This is a genomic window from Roseovarius sp. A46, assembly GCF_004126395.1.
Lineage (GTDB): Bacteria > Pseudomonadota > Alphaproteobacteria > Rhodobacterales > Rhodobacteraceae > Roseovarius > Roseovarius nitratireducens.
The window spans coordinates 1-15,853 of sequence record NZ_PVWS01000030.1 but is presented as its reverse complement, the minus strand read 5'-3'; the positions used below and the strand labels follow the sequence as shown (position 1 = coordinate 15,853).

16 protein-coding genes are annotated in these 15,853 nt (G+C 68.5%); 8 read left to right on the top strand and 8 right to left on the bottom strand.

Annotation, left to right across the window (positions count from 1 at the left end):
* The first annotated feature begins 163 nt into the window (after window positions 1-163).
* Both C6W92_RS14215 and C6W92_RS14210 read left to right on the top strand, forming a co-directional pair.
* Window positions 164-559, top strand: a complete 396-nt coding sequence (locus C6W92_RS14215; RefSeq protein ID WP_129434346.1) for a cupin domain-containing protein — start codon at window positions 164-166, stop codon at window positions 557-559.
* 192 nt (window positions 560-751) lie between these two features.
* On the top strand, window positions 752-1,642 hold the full coding sequence (locus C6W92_RS14210) for a hypothetical protein (RefSeq protein ID WP_129434344.1): 891 nt from the start codon (window positions 752-754) through the stop codon (window positions 1,640-1,642).
* A 134-nt stretch (window positions 1,643-1,776) separates the two neighbouring features.
* Here the strand turns inward: C6W92_RS14210 and C6W92_RS14205 are convergent, their stop codons facing one another.
* The 8 genes from C6W92_RS14205 to C6W92_RS14170 all read right to left on the bottom strand — a co-directional run bounded on the left by C6W92_RS14205 (window position 1,777) and on the right by C6W92_RS14170 (window position 11,159).
* Entirely contained in the window at window positions 1,777-2,823 is a 1,047-nt protein-coding gene (locus tag C6W92_RS14205) for a beta-eliminating lyase-related protein (RefSeq protein WP_129434342.1), read from the bottom strand.
* Window positions 2,823-3,302, bottom strand: a complete 480-nt coding sequence (locus tag C6W92_RS14200; protein WP_129434340.1) for a YcgN family cysteine cluster protein — start codon at window positions 3,300-3,302, stop codon at window positions 2,823-2,825. Before C6W92_RS14200 ends, C6W92_RS14205 begins: the two co-directional genes overlap by 1 nt.
* Window positions 3,299-4,237 (bottom strand): bifunctional riboflavin kinase/FAD synthetase, encoded by a 939-nt coding sequence (locus C6W92_RS14195; protein ID WP_129434338.1) that lies wholly within the window; start codon window positions 4,235-4,237, stop codon window positions 3,299-3,301. The genes C6W92_RS14200 and C6W92_RS14195 overlap by 4 nt, the downstream gene beginning before the upstream one ends.
* Window positions 4,238-4,257: 20 nt before the next feature.
* Window positions 4,258-7,629: an efflux RND transporter permease subunit gene (locus C6W92_RS14190; RefSeq protein WP_129434336.1), complete on the bottom strand. Its 3,372-nt coding sequence runs from the start codon at window positions 7,627-7,629 to the stop codon at window positions 4,258-4,260.
* 5 nt (window positions 7,630-7,634) lie between these two features.
* A complete protein-coding gene (locus C6W92_RS14185) occupies window positions 7,635-9,074 on the bottom strand; it encodes an HlyD family efflux transporter periplasmic adaptor subunit (RefSeq protein ID WP_129434334.1) in 1,440 nt (479 codons plus the stop codon).
* A 106-nt stretch (window positions 9,075-9,180) separates the two neighbouring features.
* On the bottom strand, window positions 9,181-9,723 hold the full coding sequence (moaB, locus tag C6W92_RS14180; protein WP_129434332.1) for a molybdenum cofactor biosynthesis protein B: 543 nt from the start codon (window positions 9,721-9,723) through the stop codon (window positions 9,181-9,183).
* Window positions 9,724-9,729: 6 nt separating this feature from the next.
* Window positions 9,730-10,350, bottom strand: coding sequence for a LysE family translocator (locus C6W92_RS14175; RefSeq protein WP_129434331.1), 621 nt, complete (start codon window positions 10,348-10,350; stop codon window positions 9,730-9,732).
* The gene (locus tag C6W92_RS14170) at window positions 10,347-11,159 is read right to left on the bottom strand and encodes a uracil-DNA glycosylase (protein ID WP_129434329.1); all 813 of its coding nucleotides are present in this window, start codon (window positions 11,157-11,159) and stop codon (window positions 10,347-10,349) included. The genes C6W92_RS14175 and C6W92_RS14170 overlap by 4 nt, the downstream gene beginning before the upstream one ends.
* Before the next feature lie 159 nt (window positions 11,160-11,318).
* On the opposite strand from C6W92_RS14170, the gene C6W92_RS14165 reads away from it, so the two are divergent.
* The 6 genes from C6W92_RS14165 to C6W92_RS14140 all read left to right on the top strand — a co-directional run bounded on the left by C6W92_RS14165 (window position 11,319) and on the right by C6W92_RS14140 (window position 15,637).
* A complete protein-coding gene (locus C6W92_RS14165) occupies window positions 11,319-12,260 on the top strand; it encodes an aspartate carbamoyltransferase catalytic subunit (protein ID WP_129434327.1) in 942 nt (313 codons plus the stop codon).
* Window positions 12,257-12,787 carry a hypothetical protein gene (locus tag C6W92_RS14160; RefSeq protein ID WP_129434325.1) on the top strand — a complete coding sequence of 177 codons (531 nt, stop codon included), beginning with the start codon at window positions 12,257-12,259 and terminating at the stop codon, window positions 12,785-12,787. Before C6W92_RS14165 ends, C6W92_RS14160 begins: the two co-directional genes overlap by 4 nt.
* Window positions 12,784-13,236, top strand: a complete 453-nt coding sequence (locus C6W92_RS14155) for a hypothetical protein (RefSeq protein WP_129434323.1) — start codon at window positions 12,784-12,786, stop codon at window positions 13,234-13,236. Before C6W92_RS14160 ends, C6W92_RS14155 begins: the two co-directional genes overlap by 4 nt.
* Window positions 13,237-13,369: 133 nt before the next feature.
* Complete coding sequence (gene pyrC / locus C6W92_RS14150) at window positions 13,370-14,650, top strand: dihydroorotase (RefSeq protein WP_129434321.1); 1,281 nt, start codon at window positions 13,370-13,372, stop codon at window positions 14,648-14,650.
* On the top strand, window positions 14,650-15,261 hold the full coding sequence (gene plsY / locus C6W92_RS14145; protein ID WP_129434319.1) for a glycerol-3-phosphate 1-O-acyltransferase PlsY: 612 nt from the start codon (window positions 14,650-14,652) through the stop codon (window positions 15,259-15,261). The genes pyrC and plsY overlap by 1 nt, the downstream gene beginning before the upstream one ends.
* 22 nt (window positions 15,262-15,283) lie before the next feature.
* Window positions 15,284-15,637 carry a DUF805 domain-containing protein gene (locus tag C6W92_RS14140; protein WP_129434317.1) on the top strand — a complete coding sequence of 118 codons (354 nt, stop codon included), beginning with the start codon at window positions 15,284-15,286 and terminating at the stop codon, window positions 15,635-15,637.
* Window positions 15,638-15,853: the final 216 nt, after the last annotated feature.

Here is a 15,853-nt window from a genome sequence, read left to right as displayed (position 1 = left end):
CCTGTCTCAATACAAACGGGCACCGCCACAGGCAGCGCCCCGAATTCCGTGAACGGTGCTTAAGCGCAAAGCCACGGGGCGTCAAGAGAGTCGCCGGGGAAAAAGCGGCGTTGCATCATGCGGCGCGCGGCGTAGGATCGGGAGCGAAACAAGGGAGTGGCCAATGGAAATCATCAGGACAGATACACGCGCGAGCCGTCCCGCCGATCCCGAGTATTTCACCGGCACGGTCTGGCACGAGCCGGTGATCGGCGAGGGGGCCGGGACCGATATCCGCGCGCTGCGCGTCACCTTCGCGCCCGGCGCGCGTACCGCGTGGCACACGCATCCGCGCGGGCAGACGCTGCACGTGCTGTCGGGCGTGGGCCGCGTCGCCACCCGCGGCCGCGCGGTGGAGGTGATCCGCGAAGGCGACACGGTCTGGATTCCACCCGGCGAGGAGCATTGGCACGGCGCGGCACCGGACCGCGTGATGTGCCACCTCGCCATCCAGGAATCGGTGGACGGGCGCACGGCGGACTGGCTCGACCATGTCAGCGATTCGGATTACGCTGGGTGAGGGGCGTGGCGGTCGCCACGTGACATGAGATACCCGATGGACGCAGCGTATCGGGCACGGGGTCGGCAGCCTTGAGCGAAAGGGGTAGGATGAGGGCTGGGGGGCCTAACTCGACCAATGCGGCGCGATGAATTGATGTCCGGTTTGATGCCAATTCATTGACAGTGCTAGTGGGACCCGCAAAGCTGCGGTATGTTTGAAGACCTTGCGATCCAGTATGTTAGCCAAACCGAGGACAGCCTGCGGCTGATCGCCTACGGGATCATCATCGCGGGCGCTATTGTCGCGGCGATCTTTCACAAGAGCACCGCCGAGCTGCGGCGTGTTCCCTACTTCGCCTATTCCGGGCTTCTGTTCTTCGTCGCTGCCGCATCGCAGCTTGTTTGGTTGGGCTCGATCCCGGCCATGACCGGCGGATTCCTTTGGCTCTTAATGCTCGTGGACGTGGTTGTCCGGCTTGGTGTCGGTTATGCCTTCGGTATCATTGCGATGGCCCGATCGCGCGACGCCTACGGACACGCGCGGGTGGCCTTCCTCGCCTTCATACCAATCGCGAACTTCTGGCTTCTGCTCACGCCGTCGAAAAACGAAGTGTCCGCGAACCGCGCACCAACGATCCCGCTCCTGACAGGTACCTTGGGTGTGCTGACGGGCTTCGTCCTTCTCTTTGCAAGCGTCGCCTTGAGCGCGTTCATTCAAGTGGAAACGAACCGGATGGTCGCAGAAGCAGAGAACGATCCAGCGATGCAGCGAGCAGGCGTGGACATGATGCTGCGCGGTCAGGGGCTCGAGGAAACACTTCGTCAGATGGCGGCGGAGGTGTCGAGCCAGCGCGTTGACGAGACGACGACCTTGCTGCGCGTCGTGGGCGATGGCACGACCCTTCGTTACGTCTATAAGGTCTCGACGAACCCAGACGCACTTCCCATGTCGATGCGCATGGGGCTTGTCCAGCACAACTGCACCTACGAGGCTCTGCGCTTCGTGATCGAGGCCGGTGCGACCGTCGAGCATGTCTACCAGCGAACTGACGGAGCTGAGATTGGTGTCGTGACCGTCACGCGGGACGTTTGTGATTACTGATGCGGAAGTTACACCCCGAGCGGAAATTCGTTCGGTAGCGACGAACGTCCCCTCCGTCCGCACACCCGCCCCTTCGTCCGAGCGACCAAACGCGCACCAAAGGCAGACCAGGAACCTTTGTCAGGCGACGAACACTACCCCGCCGCCATTTCCAGAAATCGGTCGATCTCGTCCTCGCCCACCGACCAGTCGCATACGAATCGGGCCATCAGCGGCTCTTCGTCCGGGCCTGCGTCCAGCGGCCCCTCGTAGAGCGCGTAGGCCGCGCCCGCCGCCCTGAGCCGCCGGTGGGTGGCTCGCGGCAGCCGGGCGAAGATCATGTTGACCTCGCGGTTGTGCACCATCTCGGCCCCCGGCACGGTCCGCAGGCCCTCGGCCAGCCTGGCGGCGTGGGCATTGGCGAGCTGCGCCGCCTCGCGCCATGCATCCGCCGTGACATAGCCAAGCATCTGCGCCGAGAGATACCGGTGCTTGGAGAAGAGATGCGCCGATCGCTTGCGCCGCAGCTCGAATTCCCAGGCGTTCTCGGGGTTGAAGAAGATCACCGCCTCGACGCCGAGACAGCCGTTCTTGGTGCCGCCGAAGCTGACGGCGTCGATGCCCGCGCGCCACGTCATCTCGGCGGGGGTGCACCCGAGCGCCGCTGCCGCGTTGGCAAAGCGCGCGCCATCCATGTAGGTGGGCAGGCCGTGATCGCGCGCCACGCCGCAGAGTGCGGCGATTTCCTCGCAGGTATAGATGCGGCCCCGCTCGGTGGCTTGCGTGAGCGACACCGGTCCGTGCTGCGGGTTGTGGACGTCGCCCGCGGGCCAGCCGCCGATGGCGTGCTCCAGCTCATCCGGCGTCATCTTGTCGCCTGCGCCCACGAGGCTGAGCTTGGCCCCGCCGGTAAAGAACTCGGGCGCGTTGCATTCGTCGGTGTGGACATGCGCCAGCGGCGTGCAGAACACGGTCTGCCACGGCTCCGACAGGGTGGCGAGCGCCAGCGCGTTGGCCGCCGTGCCGGTGGCCACGAGGTAGACGCTCGCCTGCGGGGCCTCGAACAGGTCGCGCAGCCGGTCGCGGACCTCTTCCATCAGCGCCTCGGCGCCGTAGGAGGGGGCGTGCCCCGCGTTGGCGGCGATCATCGCCTCCATCACCTGTGGCAGGGCGGGACCGGCATTGTCGGAGGCAAATTGCATCAGGTGGGCTCCTCTATGATGTGGTCTTCCCACTCCTCTTCCGGCACGTCGAATTCCGGCAAGGTCCTGTGCTGAACCGAGACGCCTGCCGCGTGCACGCTCTCGGGCGTGCCCGAGATGAGCGGGTGCCAGTCGAAGAGCGGCCTGCCCTCGTGGAGCAGCTTGTACGCACAGGTTTCGGGCAGCCAGTAGGCATGGCGCTCGATCGTGTGGGGCTTGAGCGAGATACATTCCGGCACGAATTGATGCCGGATCGGATATTGCGCGCAGCGGCAGGTGGTGTCGTCGAAGAGCCGGCAGGCGACGCGGGTCAGCGCCACCTCGCCGGTCTCGTCATCCTCCAGCTTGTTGAGGCAGCACTTGCCACAGCCGTCGCAGAGCGCCTCCCATTCCGCCTGTGTCATGCGGTCGAGGGGCGTTGTCTCCCAGAAGCGGGGGCGTAGGCCGCTGCGGTCGATGGGATCGTCGGCGTCGCTCATGTCGCGGCCAGGATGTCGCGGGCGCGGGCACAATCGGCATCCATCTGCGCGATGAAGGCGTCGATGCCGTCGAATGTCTCTTCGGGGCGGAGGTAGCCGACAAGGCCGACCGAGAGATGCGCGCCGTAGAGATCGCCGGAGAAATCGAACAGGAAGGTTTCGAGATTGGGCACCTGGCCCTGAAACATGGGCCGTAGCCCGAGCGAGGCGGCACCGTGATACTGCCCCGCATGCGGGCCGTCGAGCACGTCCACGAGCACTGCGTACACGCCAAAGCGCGGCGGATGCAGCCCGGCGATGGACATGTTGGCCGTCGGGTATCCGAGCGTGCGTCCGCGCTGCTCGCCTCCGACCACCGGCCCTTCGATCCGGTGCCAGTGGCCCAGCATTTCCGCGGCATCGCGCGGGCGGCCTTCGGAGAGTGCCTGCCGGATCGCGGTCGACGACACCTGTCCGTCCGAGCCTTCGAGCAGGTCGGCGATGGTCACGCCAAAGCCCATTTCCGCACCGAAGGCCCGCAGGTCGGCGGCGTCGCCTGCGCGCCCCTTGCCGAAGCAGAAATCCGCGCCGACCACCACGTGGCGCAGCCCCAGCCCGCCGGCCAGCACCTCGCTGGCAAAGGCGCGCGGGCTGAGCCCCGCGAGGGCCGCGTTGAAGGGCAGTTCGTACAGCCGCTCGACCCCGATTTTTTCCAGCCTGTGGGTGCGCGCCTCGGCGCTCATCAGCCGGAAGGGGGGGGCGTCGGGGGCAAAGAATTCGCGCGGGTGCGGCTCGAAGGTTAACACGCCCAGAGGGGCACCGATCCGCGCGCCTGCGTCGCGGGCGATGTCGATCACGTGGCGATGACCGATGTGGACGCCGTCGAAATTGCCGATGGCGACGGACGCGCCCCGGTCGGCCTCGGTGGCAAAGCTATGGTCGCGCACGATCCGCATGGCGCAGGCGTAGCGCCGGATCAGGGACGGCGCAAGCCGCTTTGGCGGTGCCTGCGTGTCGTCGCCATGGCCCCGATCCAGGCCATTGCCACGAGCGCGGCGGTCCCGCCCGCCTGCAACACCAGCGCCGCCTGCATCGGCGCGAGCGGCACCAGCCCCGCCAGCGGAGCGGGCAGCGCGCCGGTGGCCAGCACCCAGCCCACCGTTGCCGCGAACCACGCCACCAGCGCAGCACCTGTGCCCCGCATCAGTGCCGCCAGGCCGCCACGCCGCGCCCGCCAGCCGCGCGCCAGCGCCGTGAAAGGCCGCCCCAGGTCGCGCCCGATGGCCAGAAGCGCGGGTACGAGGATCAACACCAGCACCATGCCGAAGCCGAGGCCATAGACCAGGGTGATGACCGTCGGCTTGAGAAACTGCGCCTGTGTCGAGCGCTCGAACAGCAGCGGCGCGAGCCCCATTACCGTGGTGAGCGTGGTCAGCACCACGGCGCGCAGCCGGTCCGCCGTGCCCTCGATGATGGCGGGGATCAGCCCGCGCCCCCGCGCGTGCCCGTCGATCGCGGTCACCAGAACGATGGAATCGTTGATGATGATGCCGGTCATGCCCAGAAGCCCCACCACCGAGAACATCGACAGCGGCACGTCCCAGTGCGCATGCCCCCAGATCGCGCCGACAAGGCCGAAGGGGATCACCGCCATCACTGCAAGCGGCCGCGCCCAGCTTGCGAACACCAGCGCCAGCACGAGGTAGATGCCCAGCAGGGTGAGCATCAGCCCCAGCCGCGCATCGGCGAGGAAATCGTCCTCCTGCTCGGCTAGACCGCCCATGCGGTATTCGACGCGATACTGGCCCGCGATGCGCGGCAGGATATCGTCCCCGAGCGCGCGGGTGATCGCGGCGGCGCGGGCGGGATCGTCGCCCGAGATGTCGCCCGTAACCGTCACCAGCCGCAGCCCGTTCTCGCGCCGCACGGTGGCAAAGCCGGTGCGCGTGGTGACTGTGACGATATCGGCCACCGGCACGTATTGGCCGGTGGCGCTGCGCACCATCGTGGTGTCGAGGAAATCCGCCGACAGGTCCGCCTCGGGCAGTTCCACCCGCACCGTGGCAGAGCGCGGCCCGTCGGGATATGTCGCCGCCTCGATACCGCTCACCCTGTTGCGCAGCGTGCGCCCCAGCGCGTCGATGTCGAAACCCAGCGCCTGCCCGTGGGCCGTAAGTTCCAGCACCAGTTCGGCCTTGTCCCAGGCCAGCGTGTCCTCCAGCGCCGAGACCTCGGGCTCTTGCGCGAGCCGGGTCTTGAGCGCCTCGGCGGCGGCCTTGAGCGTTTCTGCCGTGGCCCCGTAGAGGGCGATGTCGATGGCGTCCCCGCCGGGGCCCGAGCGCGACCCGCGAAAGCTCAGCGCCTCGGTCATCGGCAGGCGCGGCGCGCGTTCCTGCAGGTCGGCAAGGAAAGCGAAGCTGGAATAGGGGCGCAGGTCGGCGTCGATCAATTCGATGGAAATGCCGCCCTTGAGGTCGTCGTCGCGCGTCTCGGACCCGGCCATGCCGCGCCCGGCATGGTCGCCCACCTGCGCGAGCACATGCTGCACGGGGTTCTGCCCGTGGCGCGCGGCGTATTCTTTGCCCAGATCCTCCACCGCCTGTTGCAGCACGCGCATTTGCGCCAGCGCGTCGGCGCGCGTGGCACCCGGCGCCATCGCGAAATTGCCTGTAACGCTGCCGCGCTCGGGCGCGTTGAAGAACCGCCACGTCACGTCGCCGCGCACCACGCTCGCGACCTGCACGGCCAGCAGCAGCACCGCCGCCGCCAGCACCGCGTAGCGTGCCCGGATCACCAGCCCCACGAGTGGCCGGAAGGCACGGTCGCGAAAGGCCGTGAAGCCGTGGTTCGTCACCCGGCTCGGAATGTCGTACCACCGCTCGCGCGCCGAACGCGCCAGCGCGTGGGCCATGTGGTTGGGCAGGATCAGGAAACATTCCAGCAGGCTCGCCGTCAGCACGGCGATGACGGTGAAGGGGATGTCGTAGATGAGGTTGCCGAACCGCCCGCCTATGATCGCCAGCCCGAAGAACGCGATCAGTGTCGTTAGCGTCGCGGAAAAGACCGGCAGCGCCATGCGCCCGGCGGCGCGTTCGGCGGCGATGGGGGGCGGTTCGCCATAGCGGCGGTGGCGGGCGTCGGCGTGCTCGCCCACCACGATGGCATCGTCCACCACGATCCCCAGCGTGATGATGATCGCGAAAAGCGAGATCATGTTGAGCGTGAGGCCCGCGGCATACATCAGCGCCAGCGCCGCCAGCATCGCCACCGGGATACCCGCCGCGACCCAGAAGGCGGTGCGCGCGTTGAGGAAGAGAAACAGCAGCCCTACCACCAGCGCCAGCCCGGTGGCTGCATTGTCGAGAAGCATCGTCAGGCGGCTTGAAATGGCCTCGGACCGGGTACGCACGAGCTCGATTACGACGCCCTCGGGCAGGCGGCGCAGCATCTCGCCCGCGATCTGTTCCACCTTTGCCTGCACGTCGAGCGCGTTGCCCTCGGCGGGGCGGTCCACCCGGACGGTGACGGCGGGGGCGTCCCCCACGTAATAGGCAAGCCCGCGGTCGCTGCCGCCCGCGCGCACCGTCGCCACGTCGCCGATCGTCAGCGCCGTGCCGTCAGGGCGCAGCCGCAGCGGGATGGCGGCGATCTCGGCGGGGCTGCGCGCTTCGGTGCCGGTGCGTAGACGTGCGTTGGCCCCGGTCACGTCGCCCGCCGGGTCGGCATCGACGCGCGCGGCGATGGCGGCAGCGATTTCTGCCATGCTCAGGTCATGGGCAACGAGCGCGTGCGCGGGCACCTCGACCCGCGTTTCGGGCACCGCCACCCCCGAGACGGTGGCCCGCGTCACCCCGGCGGCGAACAGCCGGGCGACGAATTCGTCGGCGATACGGGCCAGTTGCTCGGCCCCGACCGGCCCGGTGATGACCACGTCGGTCACGCGGTCGCGCCACGCGCCACGGCGGACCACCGGTTCCTCGGCATCCTCGGGCAGGTCGGTTATCTGTCCCAGCGCGGCCTCGACCTCGTTGGCGGCGCGCCCCATGTCCCAGCCGGGCTCGAATTCGAGGGTCATCGCGGCGCTGCCCTCGCGGCTCGTGGCGCGCGCCTCGGTTACCCCCTCGACCGCCAGCAGCGCGGGTTCGACAAGCTGCACGATCCCTGCGTCCATGTCCTCGGCGCTCGCTCCCTCCCAGGCGACCGTAACGGAGACATTGTCCACCACCACGTCGGGAAAGAACTGCGCACGCATGTTCGGCGCGGTCATCAGCCCGAGCGCCACCATCAGGATCAGCAACAGGTTGGCCGCCGTTCGGTGCCGGGTGAAGAAAGGGATAATCCCGCCCACGGGGCTTAGCCCCCGGCTCTGGCTTCGATCCGCGCCACGGTGTGCGCAGGTACGCGCGGGCGGGCGAGATCGGCCAGCAGGCGGCGGCGTTCGTCTTCGGGGAGCGCGGCGTCGGCCTCGACCTGAGCGCGCAGCCGCGCGCGCCGTTCGGAACTCAGAGACACGGTATCTGCCTCTTCCTCGCCGATGCGCCGCACCTTGAGGCCGGGGCCAAGCGCCGGGCTGCGCTCGGTCACGATCTCGCGCCCCGCCACGCCGGGGGCCGCGAGCAGCACGTCGTTGACCTGTCGCCGCAACAGCGTGACCGGCAGCACCTCCAGCCGGTTCCCGTCGCCGACCGCGAGTACCGTGCCATCACCGCCCAGCGCCGATGCCGGCAGCCGCACCACCCCTTCCAGCGGCGATTCCTCGACGCCTATGCGCACGAAATCGCCAGGTTTGAGTGCCGGTGCCCGGTCGAGCGCGGCAAAGATCATGCGCCCGCTCTCGCCCTCGGCTAGGGCCGCGGCCTCGCGCGCGATATGGCCTGTCGCGCGGACCGAAGTGTCGCCGCTGTCGAGCGTGGCGGCTACGGGCAGGGGCATCAGTGCGCCATCCGCGTCCAGAAGCCGTGTGTATTGCGCCGTGGAGACGCGAAATGCCGCCTCGAGCGCGCGCCCGTCAACCAGCCGAGCCATTTGTTCGCCCACCGCGACGATCCCGCCCTCGACCGCGCTCACCTCGCTCAGCCGTCCCGAGAACCGGGCGGTGATCCGCGTCTCGGCCAGCCGCCGTCCGGCCTCTGTCAGCGCCAGTTCGGCGCGTGAAACCGATGTCGCGGCCTGATCGACGCGCGCCTCGGCAACGGCCAGTGCCTGGCGGCTCGCAAGCACCGCTTGCCGCGCCTGCATGACGTTGTATTCGGCGCTCTCGATCGCGGTGAGGGTGCCTACGCCGCGCGATTCGAGGTCGCGTTGCCGCGCCAGCGCGCGGGACTGAAGCGCCGTCTGATCCTCGCGCGCCGCGAGATCGTCCCGCGCGAGGATCAGCGCGCGATCCGCCTCACGCGCCTCGGCGCGGGCATCGGCGAGGTCGATCCGCGCGCGTTCGCGGGCGTCCTCTGCCTGCGCCGGGTCGATCCGCACGAGGAACTGCCCCGCCTCGACGGTGCCACCCTCGACGAAACCCTCGGCAAGCTCGACAATTTCACCGGCGACCTGCGCCCGGATATCGAGGGTGCGGCGGCTCTCGATCCGGCCGAACGCCGCGAGCTGTGGTGTAACGGTTTCGGCTTCGGGCGTGACGGTGCGCACGGCGAATACGCGCTCGCGCCTCTCGGGGGCTTTCGTTTCATGCGCCATTCGCGCCTCGACGGCGTCCCGGATCACGTGCCCGGCATAGCCGAGCAGCCCCGCCGTCAATGACAGGATGAAAAGGCCCAGTAATCCCTGGCGCAGAAACCGCATGGCGCGCACCCCTGTGCAACCGGTCCGGCTGGCGTGCGGACAGTGTTGAATCTAGCCATTGCCGGGCAAATGCCAAGCCGTGAGGCCCTTTACACGCGCGCCGTGCTCATTTCCGGCGCTGATGTTCGTCGAGACGCGGCATGATTTCCACGAAATTACAGGGCAGGTGCCGGTAATCGAACTGGTGGCACAGGATTTCGTCCCAGGCGTCGCGACAGGCACCGGGGCTGCCGGGCAGGGCAAAGAGGTAGGTCCCGCCCGCGACGCCGCCGGTGGCGCGGCTCTGCACGGCGGAGGTGCCGATCTTTTGCATCGAAACAATGGTAAAAACCGTGCCAAATGCGTCGATCTCTTTCTCGTAGACGTCGCGATGCGCCTCGACGGTGACATCGCGACCGGTGAGCCCGGTGCCGCCGGTGGAAATCACCACGTCGATATCGGTTTTGGCGATCCATTCGCGCAATTGCTCGACGATCTGGTCGCGTTCGTCGCGCACCACCATGCGATCGGCCAGCGCATGGCCCGCCGCCTCGATCCGCTCGGCCAGTACGTCGCCCGAGCGGTCCTGCGTCAGGTCGCGCGTGTCCGACACTGTCAGCAGCGCGATGCGCACCGGGATGAACTCCTTGGTTTCGTCGAGACGCGGCATAGGGCGTCAGCTCCTTTGCATGAGGGCGAGGCGGGCAGCGAGGGCGGTAAAGATCCCTGCCGAGACGAGCCCGACCCCGCGCGTGAGCCGGGGCGAAGTCGCGAGACGGCGGCCGAGTCCCCCGGCGAAGACCCCGACCGCGCCGTTGATAATGAGGCCGCCCAGCGCCAGAACGAGGCCATAGACGAGGAATTGCGGCAGGATCGCGTGGGCCGGGTCCACGAATTGCGGGATAAAGGCAAGCACGAAGAGGATCACCTTGGGATTGAGAAGGTTGACGACCATTCCCTCGCGAAAGGCGCGGGCTGCGCCCATCGCACGGGCTTGTGCCCGAACCGGCCCTTGCCGCAGCGCGCCCCAAGCCAGCCACAGAAGGTAGGCCACGCCCAACCAGCGGATCACGTCGAGCGCCAGCGGAAACGCCGCGATGGCGGCGGCAAGGCCCAGCCCGGCAAGCGTGACATGCACCATGCCGCCCGCCGAAATGCCCGCGCTTGCGGCGATGGCCGGGCGCGGACCGGCCCGCAGGCCAAGCCCGAGGCAGAACATCATGTCCGCCCCCGGCGTGAGGTTGAGCGCCAGCGCGGCGGGGATGAAGGCCAGCAGCGTGAGCGGCTCGACGATCATGCGCTGCCCCCCTCCAGCCGCGCCTTGAGTGCCAGAAGATCGGCCCATGCCTCGCGCTTGGCCGACGGGTTGCGCAACAGGTATGCGGGATGGAACATCGGCAGGGCGGGCTTGCCGTACGCTTGCGCCCACTGCCCCCGCAGGCGCGTGATGCCCCGCCGCCCCAGGCCCGCGTCGCAGCTAACGTTGCCCATCAGCACCACGAGATCGGGCGCGGCCAGCGCCACGTGCCGCGCCATGAATGGGCGCAGCATGGCGATTTCCTCGGCGCTGGGGTCACGGTTCTGCGGCGGACGCCAGGGCGAGATATTGGTGATGTAGAGCGCGGTCTCGGGGTTCGCGTCGCCGCGTGACAGCCCGATCGCGGCGAACATCCGGTCGAGAAGCTGGCCGGCGCGACCCACGAAGGGGCGACCCTGAAGGTCCTCGTCGCGCCCCGGTGCCTCGCCGATGATCATCACCCGCGCCGCCGGGTCGCCATCGGCAAAGACGAGATTGCGCGCGCCGCGCTTCAGGTTGCAATGCGGGTAGGTGCCGAGTGCCGCGCGCAGCGCGTCGAGCGTGGTGGCGGTGGCGGCTGCGGCCTGCGCGTCGGCCACGGGATCGCCGTCCGCGGGCGCGGTCGTCGCGGGTGCCGCGATTTCATGAGTGGTGGCGGGTTGTGCCGGGGGTCTTGCCGCCGGTTGGGCCGTCTTGTCCGGCAGGTCGTAGCGATTGACCGGCGCATCCCCGATCGCCTCGGTCGCGCCAAGTTCGATCTGCCAGGCGAGGCTTGCGAGGGCAGTCTCGGATGTGAGGGGCGATTCCATGCTGACACGCTATCGCGCGGCATCGGCAGGGGAAAGAGGGCAGGCCGTCGCGCCGCGATCGTGTGAAGAGAGTATTTGTGGAAAGATGAAGCCCGGTGCCGCGGCTTGCCCATGCGCCGCGGCCTTTCTATAAGCGGGGGAAACCGCATCGGAGGCGGCATGACCTACCCGCACGCGCATCTTCTCGGGATCGAACCGCTCACCCCCGGCGATATCACCGGCATCCTTGACCTTGCCGAGGAATACGTGGCGCTCAATCGCAGCGATGCCAAGCACCGCGACGTGCTGAGCGGGCTGACGCAGATCAACATGTTCTTCGAGGCATCGACCCGCACGCAGGCGAGCTTTGAGCTGGCCGGCAAGCGGCTTGGGGCGGACGTGATGAACATGGCGATGCAGGCCTCTAGCCTCAAGAAGGGAGAGACGCTGATCGACACCGCGCTCACCCTCAACGCCATGCATCCCGACCTGCTGGTGGTGCGCCACCCGCATTCCGGCGCGGTGGACCTGCTTGCGCAGAAGGTGCGCTGTGCCGTGCTCAACGCCGGCGACGGTCGGCACGAGCATCCGACGCAGGCGCTGCTGGACGCGCTCACCATCCGCCGCGCCAAGGGGCGGCTGCACCGGCTCAACATCGCCATTTGCGGAGACATCGCGCATAGCCGCGTGGCGCGCTCCAACATCCTGCTGCTGGGCAAGATGGAGAACCGCGTGCGCCTCGTCGGCCCGCCGACGCTCATGCCCGCGGGCATCGCCGAGTTCGGGGTCGAGGTGTTCGACGACATGAAGGCGGGGCTGGAGGGCGTGGACGTGGTGATGATGCTGCGGTTGCAGCGCGAGCGGATGGATGGCGGCTTTATCCCCAGCGAGCGCGAGTATTACCACCGCTTCGGCCTCGACGCCGAGAAGCTGGCCTTTGCCAATCCGGACGCCATCGTGATGCACCCCGGGCCGATGAACCGGGGGGTCGAGATCGACGGCGAGATCGCCGACGACATCAACCGTTCGGTCATACAGGATCAGGTCGAGATGGGCGTGGCGGTGCGCATGGCGGCGATGGAGCTGCTGGCACAGGGCCTGCGGGCGCGCCGCGCGGCATGAGCACCGTGCTCCATGCCCCCGCGTACGAGGCGCACGTGGTGCGCGTCTTTTCCGTGCTGGAGGACGCCGGTGCAACGCTGGATGACGCGGCGGTGATGGATGCGCTGGGGGCTGACGGCGCGTTGAACGGCCGCGAGATCGAGCTGTTCGATCTTGGCGATCTGGGCGCGATGCCGCTGTCCGAATATCTGGTCGAGGGGCACGGGATCGCAGAGACAGAGATCGAGGAAATGCGCCCGCAGATCGACGGGCTGACGGGCCGGGTGCTGATCCTGCCGTCGCGCGCCTTTGGCGGTCGTGCGACGGTGCTGCGCCCCGGGCGCGGTCTGCGCCTCGTGGCCCGGTTCGAAGAGGATGTGCCAGAGGTGCGTTTCGAGCGGCTGCCCGCGGGCGGTGCGGCGGGCAGCCTGGCCCCGTCTGCGGGCCCCGGCCATTCGCGCCGCGCGGCACGGCTTGCGGCGGTGGTGTTCTTTGCTGGGCTGGCGGTGCTCGTGGCGCTGGTGATCTGGCTGGTGGTAACGCCATGAGCGAGGGGCCGATCCATTCCATGACCCCCACCACCGCACTCGCCGAGGGCGAGCGCGTGATCGAGAGCTTTCACCCCGACCGCGCGACCTATTGGCGCGATCACGCGTGGCTCGCGGCGGGGGCGATGGCGCTCGGGATGGCGGTGCTCTGGGCCGCTGGCAATCCCCATGTCTGGACCGGTGCGGTGGGCGGGCTTGCGGCGGTGACCGTGCGCGCTTTTTACGTGGCCTCCGACGAGTTGCAGGCGCGCTGGGACTTGACCGACCGGCGGCTTCTCGGGCCGCTCACGCGGGCGGTGCGGCTGGCGGAGATCCGGACTGTGCGCGGGCTGGGCAGCGCGGTGCAGGTGGTGACGGCCTCGGGCGACAAGCACCTGATCAAATACCAGGCGGACCGTGGGACGACAGAGGCCCGTATCCGCGCCGCCGCCGGCCTGAGGGAGGGTTGAGCGATGCAGGAGCCGAAAGACCCGCGCATGTCCGGCAAGATCGCGATGGTGGCGCTGGCGGTGATCGCGGCGCTGACGGTGGTAATGGTATGGGTGGCGGGATGAGCGAAACAAGAGGCAAGGACGGGACGGCATGACCACCACACTCTTTACAAACGCCCGCCTGATCGACCCCGAGGCGGGGACGGACGGCCCCGGCTGGCTGCTGATCGACGGCGGTGTGATCGCCGGGCGCGGCAGCGGCGAGGACAGGCCGCAGGCCGAGGCGGTGGTCGATTGCGGCGGGCAGTGTCTTGCCCCCGGGATCGTCGATATCGGCGTGAAGGTCTGCGAGCCGGGCGAGCGGCACAAGGAAAGCTATCGCTCCGCCGGGCTGTCGGCGGCGGCGGGGGGCGTGACCACGATGGCCACGCGGCCCGACACGCTGCCCGCCATCGACAGCCCCGAGGTGCTGGAATTCGTGGAGCGCCGCGCCAACGAGGCGGCGCCCGTGAACGTGCTGCCGATGGCCGCGCTGACCAAGGGGCGCGAGGGGCGCGAGATGGTCGAGATCGGGTTCCTGATGGATGCGGGGGCCGTGGCCTTTACCGATTGCGACCACGTGGTGCGCGACACCAAGGTGCTGGCCCGGGCGCTGAGCTATGCGCGCAGCCTGGGTGCGCTGGTGATCGGCCATCCGCAGGATCCCGGGCTGAGCGCGGGGGCGGCGGCCACGAGTGGAAAATTCGCCTCTCTGCGAGGCCTGCCCGCCGTCTCGCCGATGGCCGAGCGGATGGGGCTCGATCGCGACATTGCCCTGCTGGAAATGACGCAGGCGCGCTATCACGCTGACCAGATCACCACCGCCCGCGCGTTACCTGCCCTGCACCGGGCAAAGCGTAACGGTCTGGATATCACGGCGGGCACGAGCATCCATCACCTGACGCTCAACGAGCTCGACGTGTCGGACTATCGCACCTTCTTCAAGGTCAAGCCGCCGCTCCGGTCCGAGGAGGACCGGCAGGCGGTGACGGAGGCGGTGCGCGAAGGGCTGATTGATATCATCAGCTCGATGCACACCCCGCAGGACGAGGAGAGCAAGCGCCAACCATTCGAGGCGGCGGCGAGCGGGGCGGTCGCGCTGGAGACCCTGCTCCCGGCGGCGCTGCGGCTCTACCATGCCGAGGCGCTGGATCTGCCGACGCTGTGGCGCGCCCTGTCGCTCAACCCGGCGAAGCGGCTGGGGCTGTCTGCCGGGCGGCTTGTGCAGGGGGCGCCTGCGGACCTCGTACTGTTCGATCCCGGCAAGCCGTTCATCCTAGACCGGTTCGCGCTGCGTTCGAAATCCAAGAACACGCCGTTTGACGGGGCGCGGCTTCAGGGTAGGGTGAGCGCCACCTATGTCGCCGGTTGCTGTGTTTACGAGGCTTCCTGATGCCCCCTGTCGAGAGCGCCGCGAGCATCCTGATCCTGTGGGCCGTGGCGGGCTACCTGCTGGGCTCTATTCCGTTCGGCATGGTGCTGGCGCGGGTGATGGGGCTGGGCAACCTGCGCGAGATCGGTTCGGGCAATATCGGGGCCACCAACGTGCTGCGCACGGGCAACAAGGTGGCCGCCGCGCTCACGCTGCTGCTGGACGGCGGCAAGGGGGCGCTGGCGGTGCTGCTGGCGCGGGCGATTGCGGGTGAGGACGCGGCGCAGCTCGCGGGGCTCGCGGCCTTCGCCGGGCATTGTTACCCGGTCTGGCTGGGCTTTCGCGGGGGCAAGGGTGTGGCCACGTTCCTTGGCCTGCTGCTGGTGCTCGCGTGGCCCGTGGGGCTCGCGGCGTGCCTGACATGGCTGGCCACGGCGGTGGTGGCGCGCATCTCGTCGTTGGCGGCGCTGGTGGCGGCGGTGCTGGCTCCGGTCTGGGCGTTGGTGTTGGGCCACGGCGCGGCGGTGGCGCTGGCGACCTGCCTCGCGGCGCTGATCCTGTGGCGGCACCGCGGCAACATCGCGCGGCTGCGCGCCGGAACCGAGCCGCGCATCGGTCAAAAGGACAAGTGACAAAGGCAAGGAGTTTCGGACCATGGATTTCATGACGGCGGTCAGGACGGTTCTCACCGATAATTACGCCAATTTCAGCGGACGCGCTGCACGCTCCGAATTCTGGTGGTTCGCGCTTTTCGTCCTGGTGGTGAGCCTCGTGCTGCAATTGACCCTCGGCGATATTGTCAGCGCGATCTTTTCGCTGGCCGTGCTCTTGCCAAGCATCGCCGTTGCAGTGCGCCGCCTGCATGATGTGGACCGCTCGGGCTGGTGGTATCTGCTGGTTCTGATCCCGGTGATCGGGGGGCTGATCCTGATCTTTGCGTTCTTCATCCATCGCGGTACGGCGGGTGACAACCGCTTCGGCCCCGATCCGCTGGCCAATCAGGGCTGACCCGGGGCAGGGGACGCTGCCCCCGTCGCGCATCCGCGCGGCTCCCGCAGAGGTATTTGGACCAGGAAGAAACCGGGGCGCGCGGGTGGTTGAGGAAAGTCTGAACAACGCCTTCTGCTGCGCCGACGCGCCGATGTGAGGGCCATGCCGGGCATCAGGCAGCTTGTTTCCAGCGGCTTTCGGGCTGCTTCGGCCGCTCGGTTGGTGGACAGGCCA